14 protein-coding genes are annotated in these 17,531 nt (G+C 67.8%); 11 read left to right on the forward strand and 3 right to left on the reverse strand.

Annotated features, from left to right (window positions below):
• Positions 1-6 precede the first annotated feature (6 nt).
• The 5 genes from U9J23_RS11965 (at position 7) to U9J23_RS11985 (ending at position 7,197) form a co-directional block, all read left to right on the forward strand.
• Positions 7-1,320 carry a PucR family transcriptional regulator gene (locus tag U9J23_RS11965; protein WP_272267365.1) on the forward strand — a complete coding sequence of 438 codons (1,314 nt, stop codon included), beginning with the start codon at positions 7-9 and terminating at the stop codon, positions 1,318-1,320.
• A gap of 131 nt (positions 1,321-1,451) precedes the next feature.
• Positions 1,452-2,915, forward strand: a complete 1,464-nt coding sequence (locus U9J23_RS11970) for a class I adenylate-forming enzyme family protein (protein WP_272267366.1) — start codon at positions 1,452-1,454, stop codon at positions 2,913-2,915.
• A gap of 72 nt (positions 2,916-2,987) precedes the next feature.
• Positions 2,988-4,805 (forward strand): DUF3556 domain-containing protein, encoded by a 1,818-nt coding sequence (locus U9J23_RS11975; protein ID WP_229580674.1) that lies wholly within the window; start codon positions 2,988-2,990, stop codon positions 4,803-4,805.
• Positions 4,802-6,217, forward strand: coding sequence for a phytoene desaturase family protein (locus U9J23_RS11980; RefSeq protein WP_059383497.1), 1,416 nt, complete (start codon positions 4,802-4,804; stop codon positions 6,215-6,217). Before U9J23_RS11975 ends, U9J23_RS11980 begins: the two co-directional genes overlap by 4 nt.
• A 116-nt stretch (positions 6,218-6,333) precedes the next feature.
• Positions 6,334-7,197 carry an oxygenase MpaB family protein gene (locus U9J23_RS11985; RefSeq protein WP_059383496.1) on the forward strand — a complete coding sequence of 288 codons (864 nt, stop codon included), beginning with the start codon at positions 6,334-6,336 and terminating at the stop codon, positions 7,195-7,197.
• A gap of 7 nt (positions 7,198-7,204) precedes the next feature.
• Here U9J23_RS11985 and U9J23_RS11990 read toward each other — a convergent pair whose 3' ends face one another.
• Positions 7,205-8,512 (reverse strand): alpha-hydroxy-acid oxidizing protein, encoded by a 1,308-nt coding sequence (locus U9J23_RS11990; protein ID WP_326602767.1) that lies wholly within the window; start codon positions 8,510-8,512, stop codon positions 7,205-7,207.
• 129 nt (positions 8,513-8,641) lie between these two features.
• On the opposite strand from U9J23_RS11990, the gene U9J23_RS11995 reads away from it, so the two are divergent.
• From U9J23_RS11995 to U9J23_RS12010, 4 genes are all read left to right on the forward strand, one after another.
• On the forward strand, positions 8,642-9,307 hold the full coding sequence (locus U9J23_RS11995) for a class I SAM-dependent methyltransferase (RefSeq protein ID WP_059383494.1): 666 nt from the start codon (positions 8,642-8,644) through the stop codon (positions 9,305-9,307).
• Between the two features lie 100 nt (positions 9,308-9,407).
• Positions 9,408-10,457, forward strand: coding sequence for a ribosome small subunit-dependent GTPase A (rsgA, locus tag U9J23_RS12000; RefSeq protein ID WP_226949821.1), 1,050 nt, complete (start codon positions 9,408-9,410; stop codon positions 10,455-10,457).
• Positions 10,458-11,184: 727 nt separating this feature from the next.
• A complete protein-coding gene (locus U9J23_RS12005) occupies positions 11,185-11,991 on the forward strand; it encodes a glycoside hydrolase family 19 protein (RefSeq protein WP_272267368.1) in 807 nt (268 codons plus the stop codon).
• Positions 11,992-12,049: 58 nt separating this feature from the next.
• On the forward strand, positions 12,050-12,601 hold the full coding sequence (locus tag U9J23_RS12010) for a dihydrofolate reductase family protein (RefSeq protein WP_272267369.1): 552 nt from the start codon (positions 12,050-12,052) through the stop codon (positions 12,599-12,601).
• Positions 12,602-12,616: 15 nt separating this feature from the next.
• On the opposite strand, the gene U9J23_RS12015 is transcribed toward U9J23_RS12010, so the two are convergent.
• Both U9J23_RS12015 and U9J23_RS12020 read right to left on the reverse strand, forming a co-directional pair.
• A complete protein-coding gene (locus tag U9J23_RS12015) occupies positions 12,617-13,465 on the reverse strand; it encodes an alpha/beta fold hydrolase (RefSeq protein ID WP_272267371.1) in 849 nt (282 codons plus the stop codon).
• A 12-nt stretch (positions 13,466-13,477) separates the two neighbouring features.
• On the reverse strand, positions 13,478-14,182 hold the full coding sequence (locus U9J23_RS12020; RefSeq protein ID WP_024100918.1) for a DUF899 domain-containing protein: 705 nt from the start codon (positions 14,180-14,182) through the stop codon (positions 13,478-13,480).
• Positions 14,183-14,319: 137 nt separating this feature from the next.
• Here U9J23_RS12020 and U9J23_RS12025 point away from each other — a divergent pair, with 137 nt between their 5' ends.
• Positions 14,320-16,092 (forward strand): dynamin family protein, encoded by a 1,773-nt coding sequence (locus U9J23_RS12025; protein WP_232333348.1) that lies wholly within the window; start codon positions 14,320-14,322, stop codon positions 16,090-16,092.
• Positions 16,089-17,531: a GTPase gene (locus U9J23_RS12030; protein ID WP_272267375.1), complete on the forward strand. Its 1,443-nt coding sequence runs from the start codon at positions 16,089-16,091 to the stop codon at positions 17,529-17,531. The genes U9J23_RS12025 and U9J23_RS12030 overlap by 4 nt, the downstream gene beginning before the upstream one ends.

Genomic DNA, 17,531 nt, shown 5'->3' on the forward strand with positions numbered 1-17,531 from the left:
AGTGCAATGAGCGATGACGCCCGACGCGGGACTCCGTCGAAGGACGCGCGTGCCGCCGAGGTGCAGGAACTCGTTGTGGTGGTCGGTGAGCGGCTGCAACGGAGGTCCGGCGAGCTCGTCGCGAGCATGGACGCGGCGATCGAATCGGTCGTCGAGGATCTCGGCGAGTCCGAACTGACGGACATGCTGCGGGCGAGTGTGGAGGGCAATGTCGCCACCATCCTGCACATGATCAGCAACGACATCCCGCTCGATCGCATCCAGCCGATCACCGCGGCCACGGAGTATGCGGTGCGGCTCGCGCGACACGGCGTTCCTGCGGCGGCGCTGCGGCGGGCGTACCGCATCGGCTCCGACGACCTGTTCAACCAGGTGTTCGCGGAGATCCAGCAGCTCGATTGTGCACCCGACCTGAAACTCGAACTGCTCCACCATTTCGCCGGGTGGATGCACAAGTACGTGGACTGGATGACGCGCGTCGTGCTCGACGCGCACGAAGAAGAACAGCGGGTGCTGGTCCAGCAGTCCGAGAACGTGACGTCGGCGCTGGTGGAGCAGGTGTTGAGCGGCGGCGCGTTCGATACCGAGGACTTCGCGACGAAGACGGGCTACCGGCTCGACGGAACCCACCTCGGTGCGATCGCGTGGATCGAAGGTCCTGCCCAGGGCGCAGACCAGACGCCCACCCTCGCGGCGGCAGCGGAGCCACTCACCGCCGCGGCCGGTGGGGGAGGGTCACCCTTGTTCGTTCCGGTGGATCGGCGCACGGCCTGGTTGTGGACGGCGACGGCGGGTGGTGCGGTCGTCGACGTGCCACGCCTTCGGGCGGCTGTGCAGGCCGTCCCCGGGCTGCGTGTGGCATTCGGGAAGCCGGGGGTCGAGGTCGCGGGGTTCCGGCGGAGCCATGAGCAGGCCGAGGCTGTGCGGATCGTCGCGAGCACTGCGACCGTTCCGCACAGCCGAGCGGTGTACTACGGCGAGGATGGCATGTCCGCGACTGCGGTGTTGGCACGTGACCTCGCGACGACCAGGCGATTCGTCGCCGATACGCTGGGCCGACTCGCGATCGACAGCCCTACCGCGGAGCGTCTGCGGGACACGACGCGGGTGTTCCTGCGGACGGGCGGAAGCTATGTGCAGACCTCCGAGGAACTCGTCCTCCACCGGAACACCGTGAAGTACCGACTGCAGAAGGCGGAGGACGAACGGGGACGGCCGATCTCCGAGAACCGATTGGATCTCGAGCTGGCTCTGCACGTCTGTCATGTGCTCGGACGACCCGTTCTGCTGCCCAAGGAGAAGCGCTCGTCCGGTCGCTGAGCCGATTTTTTGTGCAGAATCGACAACGGCAGCGTGGAAGTTGGTTTTGCGGGGACGTGTCCTGGTTCGGTCCGACCGCATAGTGTCGTGCATCACAACCGATACGTGCTCGTCGGACCGAGGAGCTGTAGATGCCCGTCTCCCGCTTTCCCTTTCTCCCCTGGAACGTCCCCACCGAGGATCGCTCTCGCACGGCGGTCCGGGACGACAGGTTCGAACTCACCTACGCCCAGCTCGACGACCGAACCCGCGCTGTCGCAGCGCAGTTCGCGCGACACGGCGTCGGCGCGGGAGACATCGTCGCGATCATGCTGCCGAACCGCGTCGAACTGCTCGTCGCGATGCTCGCGGCGTGGCGTCTCGGTGCTGCCGCGACACCCGTCAATCCGGCGTTCACGGAATCGGAAGCGTCCTATAAGATCTCGGACTCCGGCGCTGTTCTCGTGGTCAAGACTTCGACCGACGCACCCGACGGGGGCCGGCCGAGCATCGCGGTGAACGATCTCGCCGACGGGGGCGACGGCCCCGAACCCGTGGCCCTGCGCGGCGACGAATTGAGCCTGGTCATCTACACCAGCGGATCCACCGGCCGGCCGAAGGGCGTGATGCTCGATCACGACAACGCCGAGGCCATGTCGTCGACGATGGCGCAGCATTTCCGTCTCACCGCCGACGACCACTGCATGCTCGTCCTGCCGCTGTTCCACGTCAACGCGATCATGGTGAGTGCACTGGCGGTCTGGCGCTCGCACGGACAGCTCAGTGTCATCGGATCGTTCTCCGCGAGCCGATTCTTCGACCACGTGGAAAAGCTCCGCCCCACATACTTTTCCGCTGTGCCCGCGATCTACGCGATGCTCGCTGCGCTGCCCGACACCGTGCGCCCGGACACCTCGTCGCTGCGGTTCGTGGTGTGCGGCGCGGCTCCGGTGTCGAAAGAACTGCTGCAGCGGTGCCACGACCGTTTCGGGTTCGTCATGGTCGAGGGATACGGACTCACCGAGGCGACCTGCGCATCCGCCTGCAATCCCGTCGACGGCGTCCGCAAACTCGGAACGGTCGGACCGGCACTGCCCGGACAGCGGATCGCGATCATGTCGCCGGACGGTGAACTGTTGGCGCCCGGCGAGACAGGGGAAGTGGTCATCGCGGGACCCACCGTCATGCGCGGCTACCTGGATCGCCCCGACGCGACCGCCGAGACCGTCCGTGACGGCTGGCTCCACACCGGAGACATCGGGATCCTGGACGAGGACGGCTATCTGCGCATCGTCGACCGCGTCAAGGACATGATCATCCGCGGCGGCGAGAACATCTACCCCAAGGAGATAGAAACCGTCCTGACCTCGATCGACGACGTCCTCGAAGCCGCGGTCGTCGGGCGGCCCGACCCGGTCCTCGGTGAAGTTCCCGTCGCCTACGTGGTGCTGTACCCGGATGCGGCGACGACCGCCGAGGACCTCCTCGAGCACTGCCGACGGCACTTGATGCGCGCGAAGGTGCCCGAGCGGATCGACATCCTCGAGGCACTACCGAAGAACCCAGTCGGCAAGATCGACAAACCGTCGCTCAGGCGAACGCTGCAACACGCCTGACCCCATCCCTCGTCCTACCTCGACGCGAGCGCCCCTCGCGGTGATGAACCCTGCCCACCTTCAGGAGTCGCAATGGGATTCAAAACGGCAGACATGCCACCGGTCGACCCGGCCACCTACGACGACATGCCCTTCATGGAGCGCATGCGGGTGCTGGCGACCCACTGGGCCGAATACGGTTTCGGCAGCCCCAAGCAGATGCACATGCTCTACGTCTACAAGTTGATCTTCTACGTTCTCGGCGGGATGGCGGTCGTCGGACTCACCACCCCCGGACTGGGCTTCACCGACCTCGCAGGCTGGTGGGGCGAGCCGATCGTCTACCAGAAGCTGATGGTGTGGACCATCCTGTTCGAGATCACCGGCTACGCCTCGTCCTCCGGCCCGCTGGCGTTCAAGTTCAAGCCTTTCACCGGTGGCTGGCGCTACTGGACCCGCCGCGGCACCCTGCGGCTCCCACCCTGGCCCAAGGTGGTGCCGTTCACCCGCGGTGACCACCGCACCGTCGTCGACGTCGCGATCTACTTCGCGCTCTTGGCCACCCTGCTGTTCCTGTTGCTCGGGCCCGGCGTGACGACCTCCGCCCTTCCGGGAAGCGAGGTCGGGTTGCTCCCGCAGTGGGCGCTGCTGACCTACGTCGGCCTCATCGTCGTCATGGGCCTGCGCGACCGGGTGGTCTTTCTGGCCGCACGCTCGGAACAGTACGTCGCCGTCATGTTCTTCTTCGGCATCTTCAGCAACCACGTCGACATGATCCTGGCCGCCAAGATCGCGCTGGTCACCGTGTGGTTCGGCGCGGGCGTATCCAAGTTCGGCCACCACTTCACCAACGTGATCCCGCCGATGCTCAGCAACACTCCGTGGATCACCTCGAAGCGGTTCAAGCGCTCGCTCTACCGCAACTTCCCCCAGGACCTGCGTCCGTCGAAGGTCAGCTGGTTCCTCGCCCACGTCTGCGGCACCGTCGTCGAACTCGTCGTCCCACTGGTGCTGCTGTTCTCCACGAATACGACGATCACCTGGCTCGCCATCATCGGCATGGTCATGTTCCACATCTTCATCACCTCGACCTTCCCGCTGGCGGTCCCGCTCGAATGGAACGTCTTCTACATGTTCGCGGCGGTCTGGCTCTTCGGTGGATTCCCCGCCGGCGCCGGCTACGGAGTGGGCGACGTGAGCTCTGTCTGGATCCTCGCGCCGATCCTCGTCGCCTTCCTGCTGTTCCCGATCCTCGGCAACCTGCGCCCCGACCTCGTCTCCTTCCTGCCGTCGATGCGTCAGTACGCCGGCAACTGGGCGTCGGCCCTGTGGGCCTTCCGTGGTGACGAGGCGGAGAACAAGCTCAACGAGAACCTGACCAAGTTCAACGAGAACCAGATCGACCAGTTGAGCGGGGCGTTCGGCAAGGAGGTCGCCGAGATCTTCATGCAGAAGGCCGTCGCATGGCGCACCATGCACAGCCAGGGCCGCGGATTGATGTCGCTGATGATGCGGCACCTCGACAAGCTCGAGAACTACCGCATCCGCGAAGGCGAGTTCACCTGCACGACCCTGGTGGGCTGGCAGTTCGGTGACGGTCACCTGCACAACGAGCAGACCATCAGCGCGGTGCAGGAACGGTGCCGGTTCGAACCGGGAGAATGTGTCATCGTGTGGATCGAATCCCAACCGATCCATCGGAAGACGCTGGATTACAAGGTGATCGACGCGGCGCTCGGTGTCGTCGAACGCGGTCACTATCACATCGAGGACGCGGTCTCGGCGCAGCCGTGGCTGCCCGACGGTCCGATCCCGCATACTGTCACCTGGCGGATGGCCGGTTACGAACCGGCCGGGACGGCCTACCTCCACCCGCAGGTCCGGTCCGATCGTGTCAAGGTTGGAGCATGACCGACGCGGTGATAGTCGGCAGCGGGCCCAACGGGCTCGCTGCCGCCGTCGTCCTCTCCTCCGAGGGCGTACGGGTACGAGTGCTCGAGGCAGCCGAGACGATCGGTGGCGGCACGCGCAGCAGCGAACTGACCCTGCCGGGCCTGCTCCACGACGAATGCAGCGGCTTCCACCCGCTGGCCGTGGACACACCCTTCAGCCGGAAGTACGACCTCGCGGAACACGGACTGACCTGGTCGTGGCCCGAGGTGCAGTACACCCACCCGCTCGACGGCGGACGTGGTGGCGCGGCCTACCGATCCGTGGACGACACCGCCACGGAACTCGGGACCGACGGGACCAGGTGGCGCCGGATCTTCGGCGCACTGACCGAACGATTCGGCGGCATCACCGAGGACTTCCTGCGCCCGATGCTGCACGTACCCGTCCATCCGGTGCTGCTCGCCGGATTCGGGATGTTCGCCGCGATGCCCGCCGACGTGCTCGCACGCGCCTGGTCCACACCCGAGGCGCGCGCCCTCTTCGGTGGCGTGGCGGCCCACGCCCTGCGGCCCTTCGGCTCGCCGATGTCGTCGGCCATCGGCATCGCGCTGGGCACGGCCGCGCATGCCTACGGGTGGCCGGTCGCGCAAGGAGGATCGCGCGCCATCGCTGCAGCGATGGCCTCGCTGATCGAGAAGAACGGCGGCACCGTCGAAACCGGGGTGCGCGTGGAGTCCCTCGACGAACTCGGCAACCCCGATCTGGTGCTCCTCGACACCTCACCCGCCGACGCCGTGCGGATTGTCGGCGACAGGCTGCCTCGCCGCACCGCCCGCGCCTACCGTCGGTACAAGCACGGGCCCGGGGCGTTCAAGGTCGAGTACGCCGTCGAGGGCACCGTGCCCTGGCAGCACGAACCGTCCCGTCGCGCCGGCACCGTCCACGTCTGTGGTTCGTACGCCGAGACGGCGGCGGCCGAACGTCAGGTCAACCGGGGGATCATGCCCGATCGCCCCTACGTGCTGGTCGGCCAGCAGTTCCTCGCGGACCCGTCGCGCTCCGCGGGGAATCTGAACCCGCTCTACGCCTACGCGCACGTCCCGCACGGGTACACCGGCGACGCGACCGAGCCGATCACCGCCCAGATCGAACGGTTCGCCCCGGGCTTCCGCGACACGATCCGTGCCGTGCACGTGCGGACGACGACCGAGATGTCCGCCCACAACGCGAACTACGTGGGCGGCGACATCGTCACCGGAGCCAACAGTGCGGTGCAGCTCGTGCTCCGGCCCCGCCCGGCCCTGGACCCGTATGCGACCGGCGTTCCCGGCGTGTACCTGTGCTCGGCGGCGACTCCGCCGGGTGCCGGGGCACACGGCATGTGCGGGTACCACGCCGCCCGGTCGGCGTTGGCGTACCTGAAGACATGAGGTGATCTTCCGGGGTGAATGTGGGGTGAAGGGCCTGAGCGGCGCCGCGAAACTTTGCACACGGAAATAACATTCTCCCGATATGCACTTCCCTCGGTGCTGAAGGAGCCCCACCCGTGACCGCAACCACCCCTCACCCTGCCCAGAACGCGCCGCGAGAAGACGACGGCTACTTCGGCCCCGGCTCCGTCTCGTGGAAGGTGTACGCCGACCCGTCCTCTCGCGTCGCCGGCATGGCGGGTCTGCTGCTGCAGGCGCTCAACCCCGGCATGATGCGGCTGTTCGAGCACGCGTCGGCCGCGTACGTCGATCCGAAGGGCCGGGACGAGCGCACCGGACGCTATCTCGACACGGTCATGTTCGGCGACAAGGCCCACGCCGATGCCGCCGCAGCCTCGGTGCGCCGCATGCACGCGCACGCGGTCTGGGACGACCCGCACACCGGCACCACGCTGCGCGCCGACGAGCCCGCATGGATCGACTGGACGCACAATGCCCTCGCGTTCGCGCTGCTGCGCGGTGCGGAGGCCTTCGGCCTCGACCTGACCCCGGCGGAGCAGGACAAGTTCGTCGTCGAACAGCACATCGCCGCAGAACTCGTCGGCGCGGACCCGGCCCGCCTACCCGCGACCCGTGCCGACCTCGAGGCCTACGTCGACGAGCAGCGCCACTGGCTGTCGCTGTCGCTCGCCGCAGCCGAGGTGACGCACGCGCTCCGCAAGCCGAACCTGTGGGGGAATCCGGTGAAGGTGTTCACCTTCGTCGTCGTGCAGGACGGCATGCTGTCGCTCCTGCCGGAGTGGGCGCGTCTGATGTACGGCATCGAGGGGCGCCCGATGAACCTCCGCGCCGCGGCGCGCACCACCAAGCGGCTCATCGGCATCGCTCGTAAGAACGAGTCGTACGACAAGATGGTCGCCGAGATCACCACGCGCATCGACGAGACTCCCTACCGCAAGGTGCGTGCGCGCAAGGCCTGACCCTGTCTCAGAAGGAGGGATTCGGCTGGACGAACCGTTCGTCGATATCGGCGATCGATCGGGCGCCGGTCAACGCCATGGTGAGGTCGAACTCGGCGATCACGTTGCGGACCACCTCCTCGACGCCCTGCTGACCCGCGATCGCCAATCCGTACATGTAGGGCCGGCCGAGCAGCACGGCGTCCGCGCCGAGCGCGAGCGCGACGAAGACGTCGGCACCGCTTCGGATCCCGCTGTCCAGCAGCACGGTCGGCTCCCGGCCGATCGCGGCACGGATGTCGAGCAGGGCATCGAGCGAGGCGATCGATCCGTCGACCTGGCGTCCACCGTGGTTCGACACGACGATCGCGTCGACGCCGAGATCCACGGCGCGACGCGCATCGTCGGGATGCAGAATTCCCTTGAGCACAATGGGAAGTCGCGTCCGATCCCGCAACGTCGCCAGATGCTCCCAGCTCAGTCCCGGATTGGAGTAGATGTCGAGGAAGGTCTCCGCGGCGGCGCGCGGCACGGGGGAGCGGAGGTTGTCGAGGAATCGGCCCGGATGGTTGCGGGTCATCGACAGCAGTGTGCGGAGCGCGCCGAGCGTGACGTCGGGTCGCTCCGTCACCATCTCGCGGGCGGCGTCGATCCGCTGCCGGACGATGTCGAGGAAGCGGGGATCCGAGGTGTACTGGGCGATGCCCTCGCCGCGTGCGAACGGCAGCGACCCGAGATTCAGGTCTTGCGGACGCCATCCCAGCATCGTCGTGTCGAGGGTGACGACGACGGCCTCGGCGCCGGCTGCTTCGGCGCGTCGCAGCAGGCTGTCGACGAGATCCTCGTCGGAACTCCAGTACAGCTGGAACCAGCGGGACGCAGAGCTCATTGCGGCAGCGCAGTCCTCCATGGAATTGCAGCCCTGATTGGAGAAGATGTACGGCACGCCGGTCGCGGCGGCTGCCCGCGCGATCGCCAGGTCGCTGTCGGCGGCCATCAACGCTCCCGCCCCGATCGGGGCCAGCAGCAGCGGCGAGGAGAGCGACGTGCCCGCCACGGTCGTATGCAGGTCGCGTTCGGTGACACCGTGGGCCATGCGCGGGACGATCGCCCATCGATCGAACGCGCGCCGATTGTTGCGCATCGTGCGTCCCTCGCCGGCACCGCCCGCGACATACGCCCAGGCCCGCTTCGAACTCGCACGCCGCGCGGCACGTTCGAGGTCGCCGAAGGACGTCGGAACGGCCGGGCGCCGGCCCAGCGCTCCGTTGCGGTACACGACCCCCTGACGTTCCCGGCCGGGACCGGCGGGTGCAGATGCAGCAGTTTCGGTCACGAGTGAGTTCCCCTCTCGAGCGGTGGCGCTTGTCGATCCTTCCTCACGAACCCGGTCGAGTGAACCGGTTACGGGTGTCGAATTCGGAATCGGTGCGGCGGATCCGGCGGCGGGCGTACCGTCGGATCCATGACCGAGGACGGCCAGGTTGCACCGTGGGACGACATCTACCGGGGCGTCGCCGAAGGGCTTTCGGGACCCGTACCGTGGAACATCGGCGAACCCCAACCCGAGATCGCCCGATTGATCGACGAGGGCGGATTCCGCAGCGACGTGCTCGACGCAGGCTGCGGACATGCCGAGACCTCCCTCCACCTGGCGGCACAGGGGTACACGGTGGTGGGTCTCGATCTGTCGCCCACAGCCATCGAGGCCGCTCGAGCCGCGGCGTCGGAGCGGGGTCTGACGACCGCGACCTTCCAGGTCGCCGATATCACTTCGTTCACGGGTTTCGACGGCCGGTTCGCGACGATCGTCGACAGCACCCTGTTCCATTCGCTGCCCGTGGACCGGCGCCGCGCCTACCTGAGCGCGGTCACCCGTGCCGCTGCACCGAGTGCGTCCTTCTTCGTCCTTGCCTTCTCGAAGGGCGCCTTCCCCGAAGAGGGGCAGGGTCCCAATCCGGTGACGGACGACGAGTTGCGCGACGCGGTCGCCGAGTTCTGGACCGTCGACGACGTGCGGCCGGCGTTCATCCACGCGTTTCTCGGCGACGAGGATGCTGCCGCGTGGCAGCGTGACGACAAAGGCCGCTCGATGCTCCCGGCCTGGTTGCTGTCGGCTCACCGCGGTTGAGGGTGCACGCGGAAATTCGATCGCATTGTCGGAGTTCGAAGTTCACCATCGGATCTGTCGGAGCGGACCACCCGCGCCTCGTCATGATCCAGGAGTCACCGTGCACCCCGATGTCCCACCCGGAACCGATCCGCCGGTCGAGTACGGCTGGTCCGAACAGATCGCGGAACGGTTCGCGGACAATGACATCCAGGGAACTCCCGGCCGGATCGTGCGGGTCGGTCGCGGTCACGGTGACGCCGTGACCTCCGCCGGTCCGCTGCGGGTGCGGACGGCGGGCCACCATGTCTGCACCGGCGACTGGGTGATCGTGCGCGAACCGGCCACGGAAGGCGACACGATCGGCACCGTCTGTGCGGTGCTGCCGCGTACCGGCGCGATTCGTCGTGCCGACGCGTCGGGACGTTCGGAAGAGCAGGTTCTCGCCGCCAACGTCGACACCGTCGTGGTGACGGTCGCATCCGACACCCTCGATCTCGGTCGCATGGAACGTCTGCTGGCGCTGGCCTGGGACAGCGGCGCGCAACCGGTAGTCGCCCTGACGAAGGTCGACCTCGCCACCGAAGCGGTATTCGAGCAGGTCGCCGTGCTCGCACCCGGAGCGAGCGTGGTCGAGGTCTGCGCGCCGGACCGATCCGGGTTGAGCGAACTGCGCGCGCTGCTCCACGGCACCGTCGTGTTCGTCGGAGCGTCCGGCGCCGGGAAATCGACGCTGGTCAACGCGCTGTGCGGTCGCGACGTCCAGGCGACGGCACCGGTGCGGCAGGGGGACGGCAAGGGTCGCCACACCACGACCGATCGGGAGATGTTCCCTCTGGGTGGCGGCGTGACCCTCATCGATACGCCGGGCCTGCGGGGCGTCGGGATGTGGGACGCCGGCGCCGGCATCGCTTCCGCCTTTCCCGAGATCGACGATCTTGCGCAGTACTGCCGCTTCACGGACTGTGCGCACGAGTCCGAACCGGGATGCGCGGTGCGTGCCGCTGTCGACTGCGGCGACCTCGATGCCCGGCGAGTGGAGAGTCATCGCAAGCTGCGGCGTGAGAACGAGTGGATCGCGGCCCGGTCCGATGCCCGATTGCGGCACGAGCGGACCCGCGAGATCAAGGTGATGAGCCGAGCGATCCGGGCGTACTACCGCGACCGCTGAGGGTTCTCGACGCGGCATACAGGGCGGTCGGTGCCCCTCAGTGCAGTTCGCGCGATGAACCGGGGCTCGCTACCGCAACACGCCGCGTCGCCCCCGTTTCGGTGCGCTGATCATGGAAGACCCCGACCGAATGGTCGGGGTCTTCCACCTGCGTGAACATACCGGTCGGTACTTCCGGTTCGGGTCCGTTGCACCGTGAACGCGGATGGACTCCTCGGCTCGCGGCAGCGCGTTATCGAGGTGTGTCGTCGGACACGAAATGATTACGACCCGGCTCGGGGGTGTACACCTTCTCGGTCGAATCGAACCGGTCTGTTCTCGAGGGGGCGACCCATCGCGGCCTCGATTCGATCATCTGTGGGGCGAACCTTCGGCGCGTGCGGTCGTGTCATCGAAGGTGTTGCTACGCAGGGAATTCGGTGAGAGCACGTCGATCCTCCGTGGACGAGGGGCAGGATCGGCCAGGTGCCGTTGCGGAAGGTTCTCGCTGGGCCGGCCGAATGCGAGGGCCGCAATGATCGACTTTCGAGTATGGCGTGGCTCACTTGCTTCGGTTCAGATGGCGTCGGCCACGATCGCTTGAAAACCTCTCGACCTGCGACGTTACCTGGTTGTGACCTGATGGTCGCGTGTTGGCCCTCCGTGCGGTGGTAACGATCCCGCCGGTGATGCCCGCGGCCCCGTTCGAAGGCCGAACCCAGCTTCGGCGAATCTTGGAGCACGACCCTTGTCCGTTTCATCATTGCGCCGTTTCCGTGCCGCGGTCGCCGCGGCGGCCGTCCTCACCGCCGCGCTCGGCGTCGGTACCTCCGCCGCCCATGCCGACACCGCACCCACCACCCCCACCCAGACCCGTTTCCAGGAGCCCCGCGACCTGCTCCGGGCGCTCGACTTCGACGCCCTGGCCGCCGACGGCTGGACCGTGACGGACGATGAGGAGGAGGCCGACTCGGCAGAGGCGACCGAGGTGGTCGAACTCGTCGCCGAGACGACTCCCGCGCCGCCCGCCGTCACACCCGAGGAACTGACCCGCATCGTGCCGGGTATCCCGGCGGAGAAGGTCGAGCAGTTCATCGCGCCGTTGAACGAGGCGATGGCGCGCAGCGGCATCGACAATCCGGTCCGTCAAGCGGCGTTCATCGCCCAGCTCGCCGTCGAATCGGACTCCTTCCGCACCTTCGAGGAGTACGCGTCCGGTCGCGCCTACGAGGGTCGTGCCGATCTCGGCAACACCCATCCCGGCGACGGTGAGCGCTACAAGGGTCGCGGCGCGATCCAGATCACGGGTCGCCACAACTACGAGAAGGTCAGCGAGCACATCGGCGTCGACTTCGTCGCGCACCCCGAGCTGCTCGCTGCGCCGGAGAACGCCTTCACCACCGCTGCCTGGTACTGGACGTCGCGCAACCTCAACGAGGTCGCGGACACCGCGGGGATCGTCCGGGTGTCCGAGCTCGTCAACGGCGGTCACCACGCTCTCGGTCGCCGCATCGACGACTTCAAGCGTGGCCTGGACGTGCTGCTCCAGCCGTAGGCGCGACACGTTCGCACCGGGCCGATGAGTTCGGGGCCCGTCGACGGTCTATCGGATCATGAGAAAACTTATCTACGACTTCGGCGTGTCCCTCGACGGTTACATCAACGACCGCGACGGCAACATCGACTGGACCGACCCCAACGACGAACTGCACCAGTTCCACAACGACCGGTTCCGTCAGCTCGAGCTCTCGCTGCACGGCCGGCGGATGTACGAGCTGATGGCCGAGTACTGGCCGCACCTGCCCGAGGACGCCTCGCCCATCGAACGCGACTTCGCCGAGTTGTGGACGACCACGCCCAAGGTCGTCTTCTCCCGCACCCTCACCGAGGTCCACTGGAACAGTCGCCTCGTCAGCGACGACGCGGTGGAGGAGGTGCGCAGGCTCAAGACCGAGGGCGACGGCGTCATGGAGGTCGGTGGGGCAAATCTCGCCGCGTCGCTGATCCCGCACGGTCTCATCGACGAGTACCAGGTGTTCGTCTCACCCGTCCTGCTCGGTGGAGGCACACCGATGTTCCCGCCCCTGGAGAAGCGCGTCGATCTGCGCCTGGTCGAGACACGACAGTTCACGACCGCCGTGATGCTGCGCTACCTCGCCGACTGAGGACCGCCGGCCGGATCAGAAGAGCTCGGGCGTCACCGGCGGGACGTCGTCGAGGAACGCCGTCACCATCGGCGCCAGCACGTTGGCCTCTCCGGAGATGCCGAGGTGTGACATCGCCGGGAGGATCACCAGGCGTGCCCGAGGAACCTTCTGCAGCATCCCCGTCGCCGCTGCTTCCTCGTCGCCGCCACCGAGCAAGCGGAACATCGTCACCGCGTGTTCGGGTTCCACGCCGTCCGCGTCGCCGACGATCACCATCGTGTTCGCAATGATCGACCGCATCTGTTCGTCCGTGATCTGCTGGTCCTCGATGTTGAGGACCTTCATCTTGTCGACGTAGACGGCGAACGCCGCGGGATCGGGCGTGTGCTCCATGAACGACTTCTCGACGGAGGAACCGGCGAACACCTCGGCATCGAGATGTCCGACGCCCTCGAGCACCGACGCGTACCAACCGTCCTGTCGGTAGGTGGCCGACAACGTGACGAGCTTTCCGACGAGGTCCGGATGCCGGAGCGCCACCTGCAACGCCACCCCGCCGCCCTGCGAATAACCCATCACGTCCGCACGCTCGACGTTCAGAGCCCGCAGCAACTCCGCCGCATCGTCGCCGAACTGCTCGTACGACATCGGACGATCGGTGTCCGGGGTGCGACCGTGCCCCTGCTGATCGAAGAGGATCACCGGGCGCCGTTCGGCGAAGGCGGTCACCCAGGACGGCATCGACTCGGTGCTCATGAACGCGCCGGGAATCAGCAGCAAGGGCAGCGGAGCGGACCCGCCGAGTTCGCCGTGCACCTCGAAGTACAGACTCAGGCCGTTGATGGGCAGATGTCCGCTGCGCGAGGGTGTCGAGTCCGCCATGTCACCCGGCCCTCACTGCGCGCCGGTGCCGGGACCGTAGAGCCGCGCCACGTCGGGGGAGTCGAGCCACCCCGAATAGGTCGGCGACTGCGGCCAGCCCTCGGGCGAGTCCTGCCATTCCTCCTGACGGCCCCACGGAAGAAGGTCGATCAGCGCGAAGGTGTAGCTGAGCTGTTCGGTGCCCCGGCCCGTGGTGTGCCAGGTGCGGTAGACCTTGTCGCCGTCGCGCAGGAACACGTTGACCGCGAACCCTCCACCGGGAGGTGCGTCGACGTCGGCGCCGAACGAACTCTCCGACGACGAGTACCACTCCATCGTGTTGCCCACCTTCGCCTTGTAGGCGAGGGCTTCGTCGATCGGCCCGTTGGTGACGATGACCATGCGGGCGTCGTAGTTGTCGAGGATGCCGAGCCGGGTCCACTGCGTCGTGAGACTCGTGCATCCGCCGCACTGCCATTCGGCACCGTCGGACCACATGTGGTGATAGGTGATGAGCTGCGAGCGGCCCTGGAACACATCGACGAGCCGGATCGGGCCGTCGGCGCCGATCAGCGTGTAGTCGGGCAGTTCGATCATCGGCAGCCGGCGGCGCTGCGCTGCGATGGCGTCGAGTTCGCGAGTGGCGGCCTTCTCCCGTCGCCGTAGGTCGTCGAGCGCCGACCGCCATGTCTGCTCGTCGACGATCGGAGGAAGGGCGCGGGTGGTCTGCTGGGTCATGACGTCTCCCGGAGTCGGACGGATCCGTTCACGAATGTTGACCGGGGCAGGAGCCGGAAATCATCGTGGACGCGGCCACGAGTCCGAACGCCGGAGTGGAGCACGGCCCCGTACCGACCGGTATGTAGTGTCGTCGCGTGTCTCCTGATCCGTCTGTGGCCGACCTGATCGACGGCGCGTGCAAGGTGCTGCGCGCCTACAAGCACGACGAGGTCGCCGACCGCGCCGAACGCAAACTCGCCGACACCGGCCGGCCGACGTCGATCGTGGTGGTGGGGGAGATCAAGCGCGGCAAGAGTCTGCTGGTCAGCGCTCTCATCGGCCGCGACGGCGCCGCTCTCGACGACGTCGAGCACTCGACCGCCGTCGCAACCCGTTTCGTCACCGCCACCGACGATTTCCCGGAGGGCACCGCCGAATTGGTGTTCCCCGACGGGCGCCGGCGCATCGACCGCGCCGAGCTGGGGGAGTGGATCACCACCGGCGGCCGCTACGTCCAGGACCCGACCGTCGAGGCGCTGCCGGTCGCGGCGGTCGTGCCGATCGCGTCCGAGAAGCTCACGAACGCGTCGGTCGTCGACACTCCCGGCATCGGCGGCCTCGACCCCCGGCACGCGGCGATGGCCGCTCACTCCGCCGATCGGGCCGCCGTGCTCGTGCTGGTATGCGATGCGTCGACCCCGCTGACCGAACCGGAGATGCGGTTCCTGCGCGAGAGCGCTGCCGGAGTGGAGAACGTGCTGGTCGTGGTCACCAAGACCGACAAGAACCTCACCCGCTGGGAACAGATCGTCGCGGAGAACCGCCGCGCCGTCGCGGAACACGTCGGCCGCGACATCCCCGTCGTCGCCGTCTCGAGCGTGCGAGCCCTGGCCGCGACCGCGCTACCGCCCTCCCCGGTGCGCGAGCGCAGCCTCGCCTGCTCCGGTCTCCCCGGACTGTGGGGGATGCTCGACGAGCGGGTCGCCGCCGCACGGCACCGCCCCGAAGCCGATGCGCTGCGCGTCGCCCTCGACGGGTTGCGCCGCATCGAAACCGGAATCAGCGACGAACTCTCCGTGGTGCGCGACGGCGAATCCGCGATCCCGGACCTGACCGCCGAGATGGAACGGCTGAAGGGGCTCAAGGACGAGGCGCAGCAGTGGGAACAGCACCTGCAGCGCGACCTCACCCTCGCGCGGCAACGGGCGATCACCCGCCTCGACGAGGAGCTCGCCCGCGTGCGCGAGGACTGGACGACACGCATCAACAAGTCGTCGATGCAGGTGCTGCGGCGCTCCCCGCAGGTGTTCACCGCCCAGATCCAGGCCGACCTGCTCGACGCGATGGCCACCACCGCGCAGGTCTTCCTCGACGACCTCGAGAAGATCGTCACCGACCTCTTCGACGACCCGCAGCAGTGGGAGCACATCCGCGAGATCACCCTCGAGGCGCTGCAGACCGATCCATTGGTGACCGGGGAGGTGGGCTCGAAACGCCAAGGGCTGCTGGATCCGAGCGTGCTGACGATGGGCATGATCGGCACCACCATGCTCGGCGCGGTGATCGGGGCCGGTGCCATCGCCGGCGTCGCCTGGGTGGCGATCAATCTCGGGTTCAAGGCGATGCGCACCGGCAAGACGAACCTGCTGACCTGGCTGCGCGAGACCCTCGCGACCGTGCGGACCGTCACGACCCGCATGCTCGAGGCCGCGATGGCCACCACCCGCCCGGAGATCGTGCTGCGTCGCCGCAAACACCTGCAGGACCGGATCACCGAGTTGCAGAAGCGTATCGACGAGGCCAAGCGCGCCGCGCAGGCGGACGCCGCGACCCGCACCGCGAACATCGAACGACTGGAGAAGAACCTGCGCATCACTCGCGCCCGCATCACCCCGATCGATACGGCTCTGAGGGGAGGTGCCGCATGAGCGCCCCGCACATCCCACCGCAGACCGGGGCACCCGATCCGGTGCACCAGCGCATCGACGCCGCCCTGCACCAACTCGCCGCGCTCGGCGGTGATCTCGTCGCCCACGCCAACCGTATCGGCGCGATCCTGTGGTCACCGCCGCGCATCGTCGTCGTCGGGCGGCTCAAGGCCGGCAAATCCACCCTGGTGAACGCGTTGATCGGGGCGCCGGTCGCCGAGACCGCGGCGCTCGAGGCCACCAATGTCGTCACCGTCTACGAGAACGGTGCGCCCTCCCGCGCCGACGTGGTGTCCACCGATGGCACCCGTCGACCCGTGCCGCTGGCACTCGGCACCACCGTCGACCTCGGCGTCCCGCCGGAGCAGGTCGCGTACGTGCACCGCTACCTGCCCTCCCATGCGCTGAGCACCATCACCCTCGTCGACACCCCCGGTCTGGCGACACTGACCGTCACCAACGCCGCCGCCACCGAGCGCGCCCTGATCGACGGATTCGAGCAGACCCGCTCGGCGTCCGTCGACGCCGACGCGGCGGTGTTCCTGTTCGACTCGATGCCGCGCACCGACGAGGTCGAATTCCTGCAGCGCCTCGGCTTCACTCCGCTGAACACACTCGGAGTGCTGTCGCGCGCAGACGGTTTCGGCCGCGGGGTGCTCGGCAACCGCGATCCGCTCGGACACGCCGCCGAACACGCGAACGTGCTCGCGCGGCGGTTGGCGGGACAGGTCGGCACGGTGGTGCCGGTCGCCGGGTTGCTGGCGCAGACCTCCCACACCGGTGCGTTCACCGACGCCGACGCCCACGCGCTCGTGGCGCTCGCCCCACTGGCCCCGCTGGAGTTGTTCGATCTGCTCGACGCGGATCCCGCCGCGCTGCCGGTGCCGCGCGATCAGGTGTGGCGACTGTTGGAGCTGATCGGGGAGTACGGGCTCGTGCACGCCCGCGCGCAGGCAACGGGTGGGGCGCACCAGGTCAACCAGTGGTTGTCCGGGGTGTCCGGCGTCCATCCGCTGCGAGCGGTGCTCGAACAGTCGTTGCGTCGCTTCGCGGTGCTGCACCGCGCCGGCCGGATCCTCGCCGAACTCGACGCCCTCGTCTATTCGCATCCGGCGCGCGACGCCATCCGGCAGATCGTCTCGGCGCTGCGCACGGACCCGGTGCTGGTGCCGGTGGAGTTGTTGCGGGCGTTGCGATCTCTGCTGCAGGCCGACCCGAGCGCGCCGGCGGTCGACGAACTGGTCCAGGTGCTGCGCGGCGGCACGATCGCCGAGGCGTTGGGGCTGGAGCCGACGGCGTCACCCGAGCAGATCCGAGCGATGGCGCAACAGAAGCTTGTCGCGGTGCAGGCCCAGAGCGTGTCGACGCGGTCGGCGGCGGAGGACACGGCGCTGACAGCGCTGACGCACGCCTATACGGTGATCGTCCGCGGACACTGA

Source organism: Rhodococcus sp. PD04, assembly GCF_035918275.1.
Classification (GTDB): domain Bacteria; phylum Actinomycetota; class Actinomycetes; order Mycobacteriales; family Mycobacteriaceae; genus Rhodococcus; species Rhodococcus rhodochrous.

Coding starts and splice junctions, on each gene's coding strand:
- U9J23_RS11965 (WP_272267365.1), top strand. CDS start 7: ATGAGCGATGACGCCCGACGCGGGACTCCGTCGAAGGACGCGCGTGCC.
- U9J23_RS11970 (WP_272267366.1), top strand. CDS start 1,452: ATGCCCGTCTCCCGCTTTCCCTTTCTCCCCTGGAACGTCCCCACCGAG.
- U9J23_RS11975 (WP_229580674.1), top strand. CDS start 2,988: ATGGGATTCAAAACGGCAGACATGCCACCGGTCGACCCGGCCACCTAC.
- U9J23_RS11980 (WP_059383497.1), top strand. CDS start 4,802: ATGACCGACGCGGTGATAGTCGGCAGCGGGCCCAACGGGCTCGCTGCC.
- U9J23_RS11995 (WP_059383494.1), top strand. CDS start 8,642: ATGACCGAGGACGGCCAGGTTGCACCGTGGGACGACATCTACCGGGGC.
- U9J23_RS12010 (WP_272267369.1), top strand. CDS start 12,050: ATGAGAAAACTTATCTACGACTTCGGCGTGTCCCTCGACGGTTACATC.
- U9J23_RS12015 (WP_272267371.1), bottom strand. CDS start 13,465: ATGGCGGACTCGACACCCTCGCGCAGCGGACATCTGCCCATCAACGGC.
- U9J23_RS12020 (WP_024100918.1), bottom strand. CDS start 14,182: ATGACCCAGCAGACCACCCGCGCCCTTCCTCCGATCGTCGACGAGCAG.
- U9J23_RS12030 (WP_272267375.1), top strand. CDS start 16,089: ATGAGCGCCCCGCACATCCCACCGCAGACCGGGGCACCCGATCCGGTG.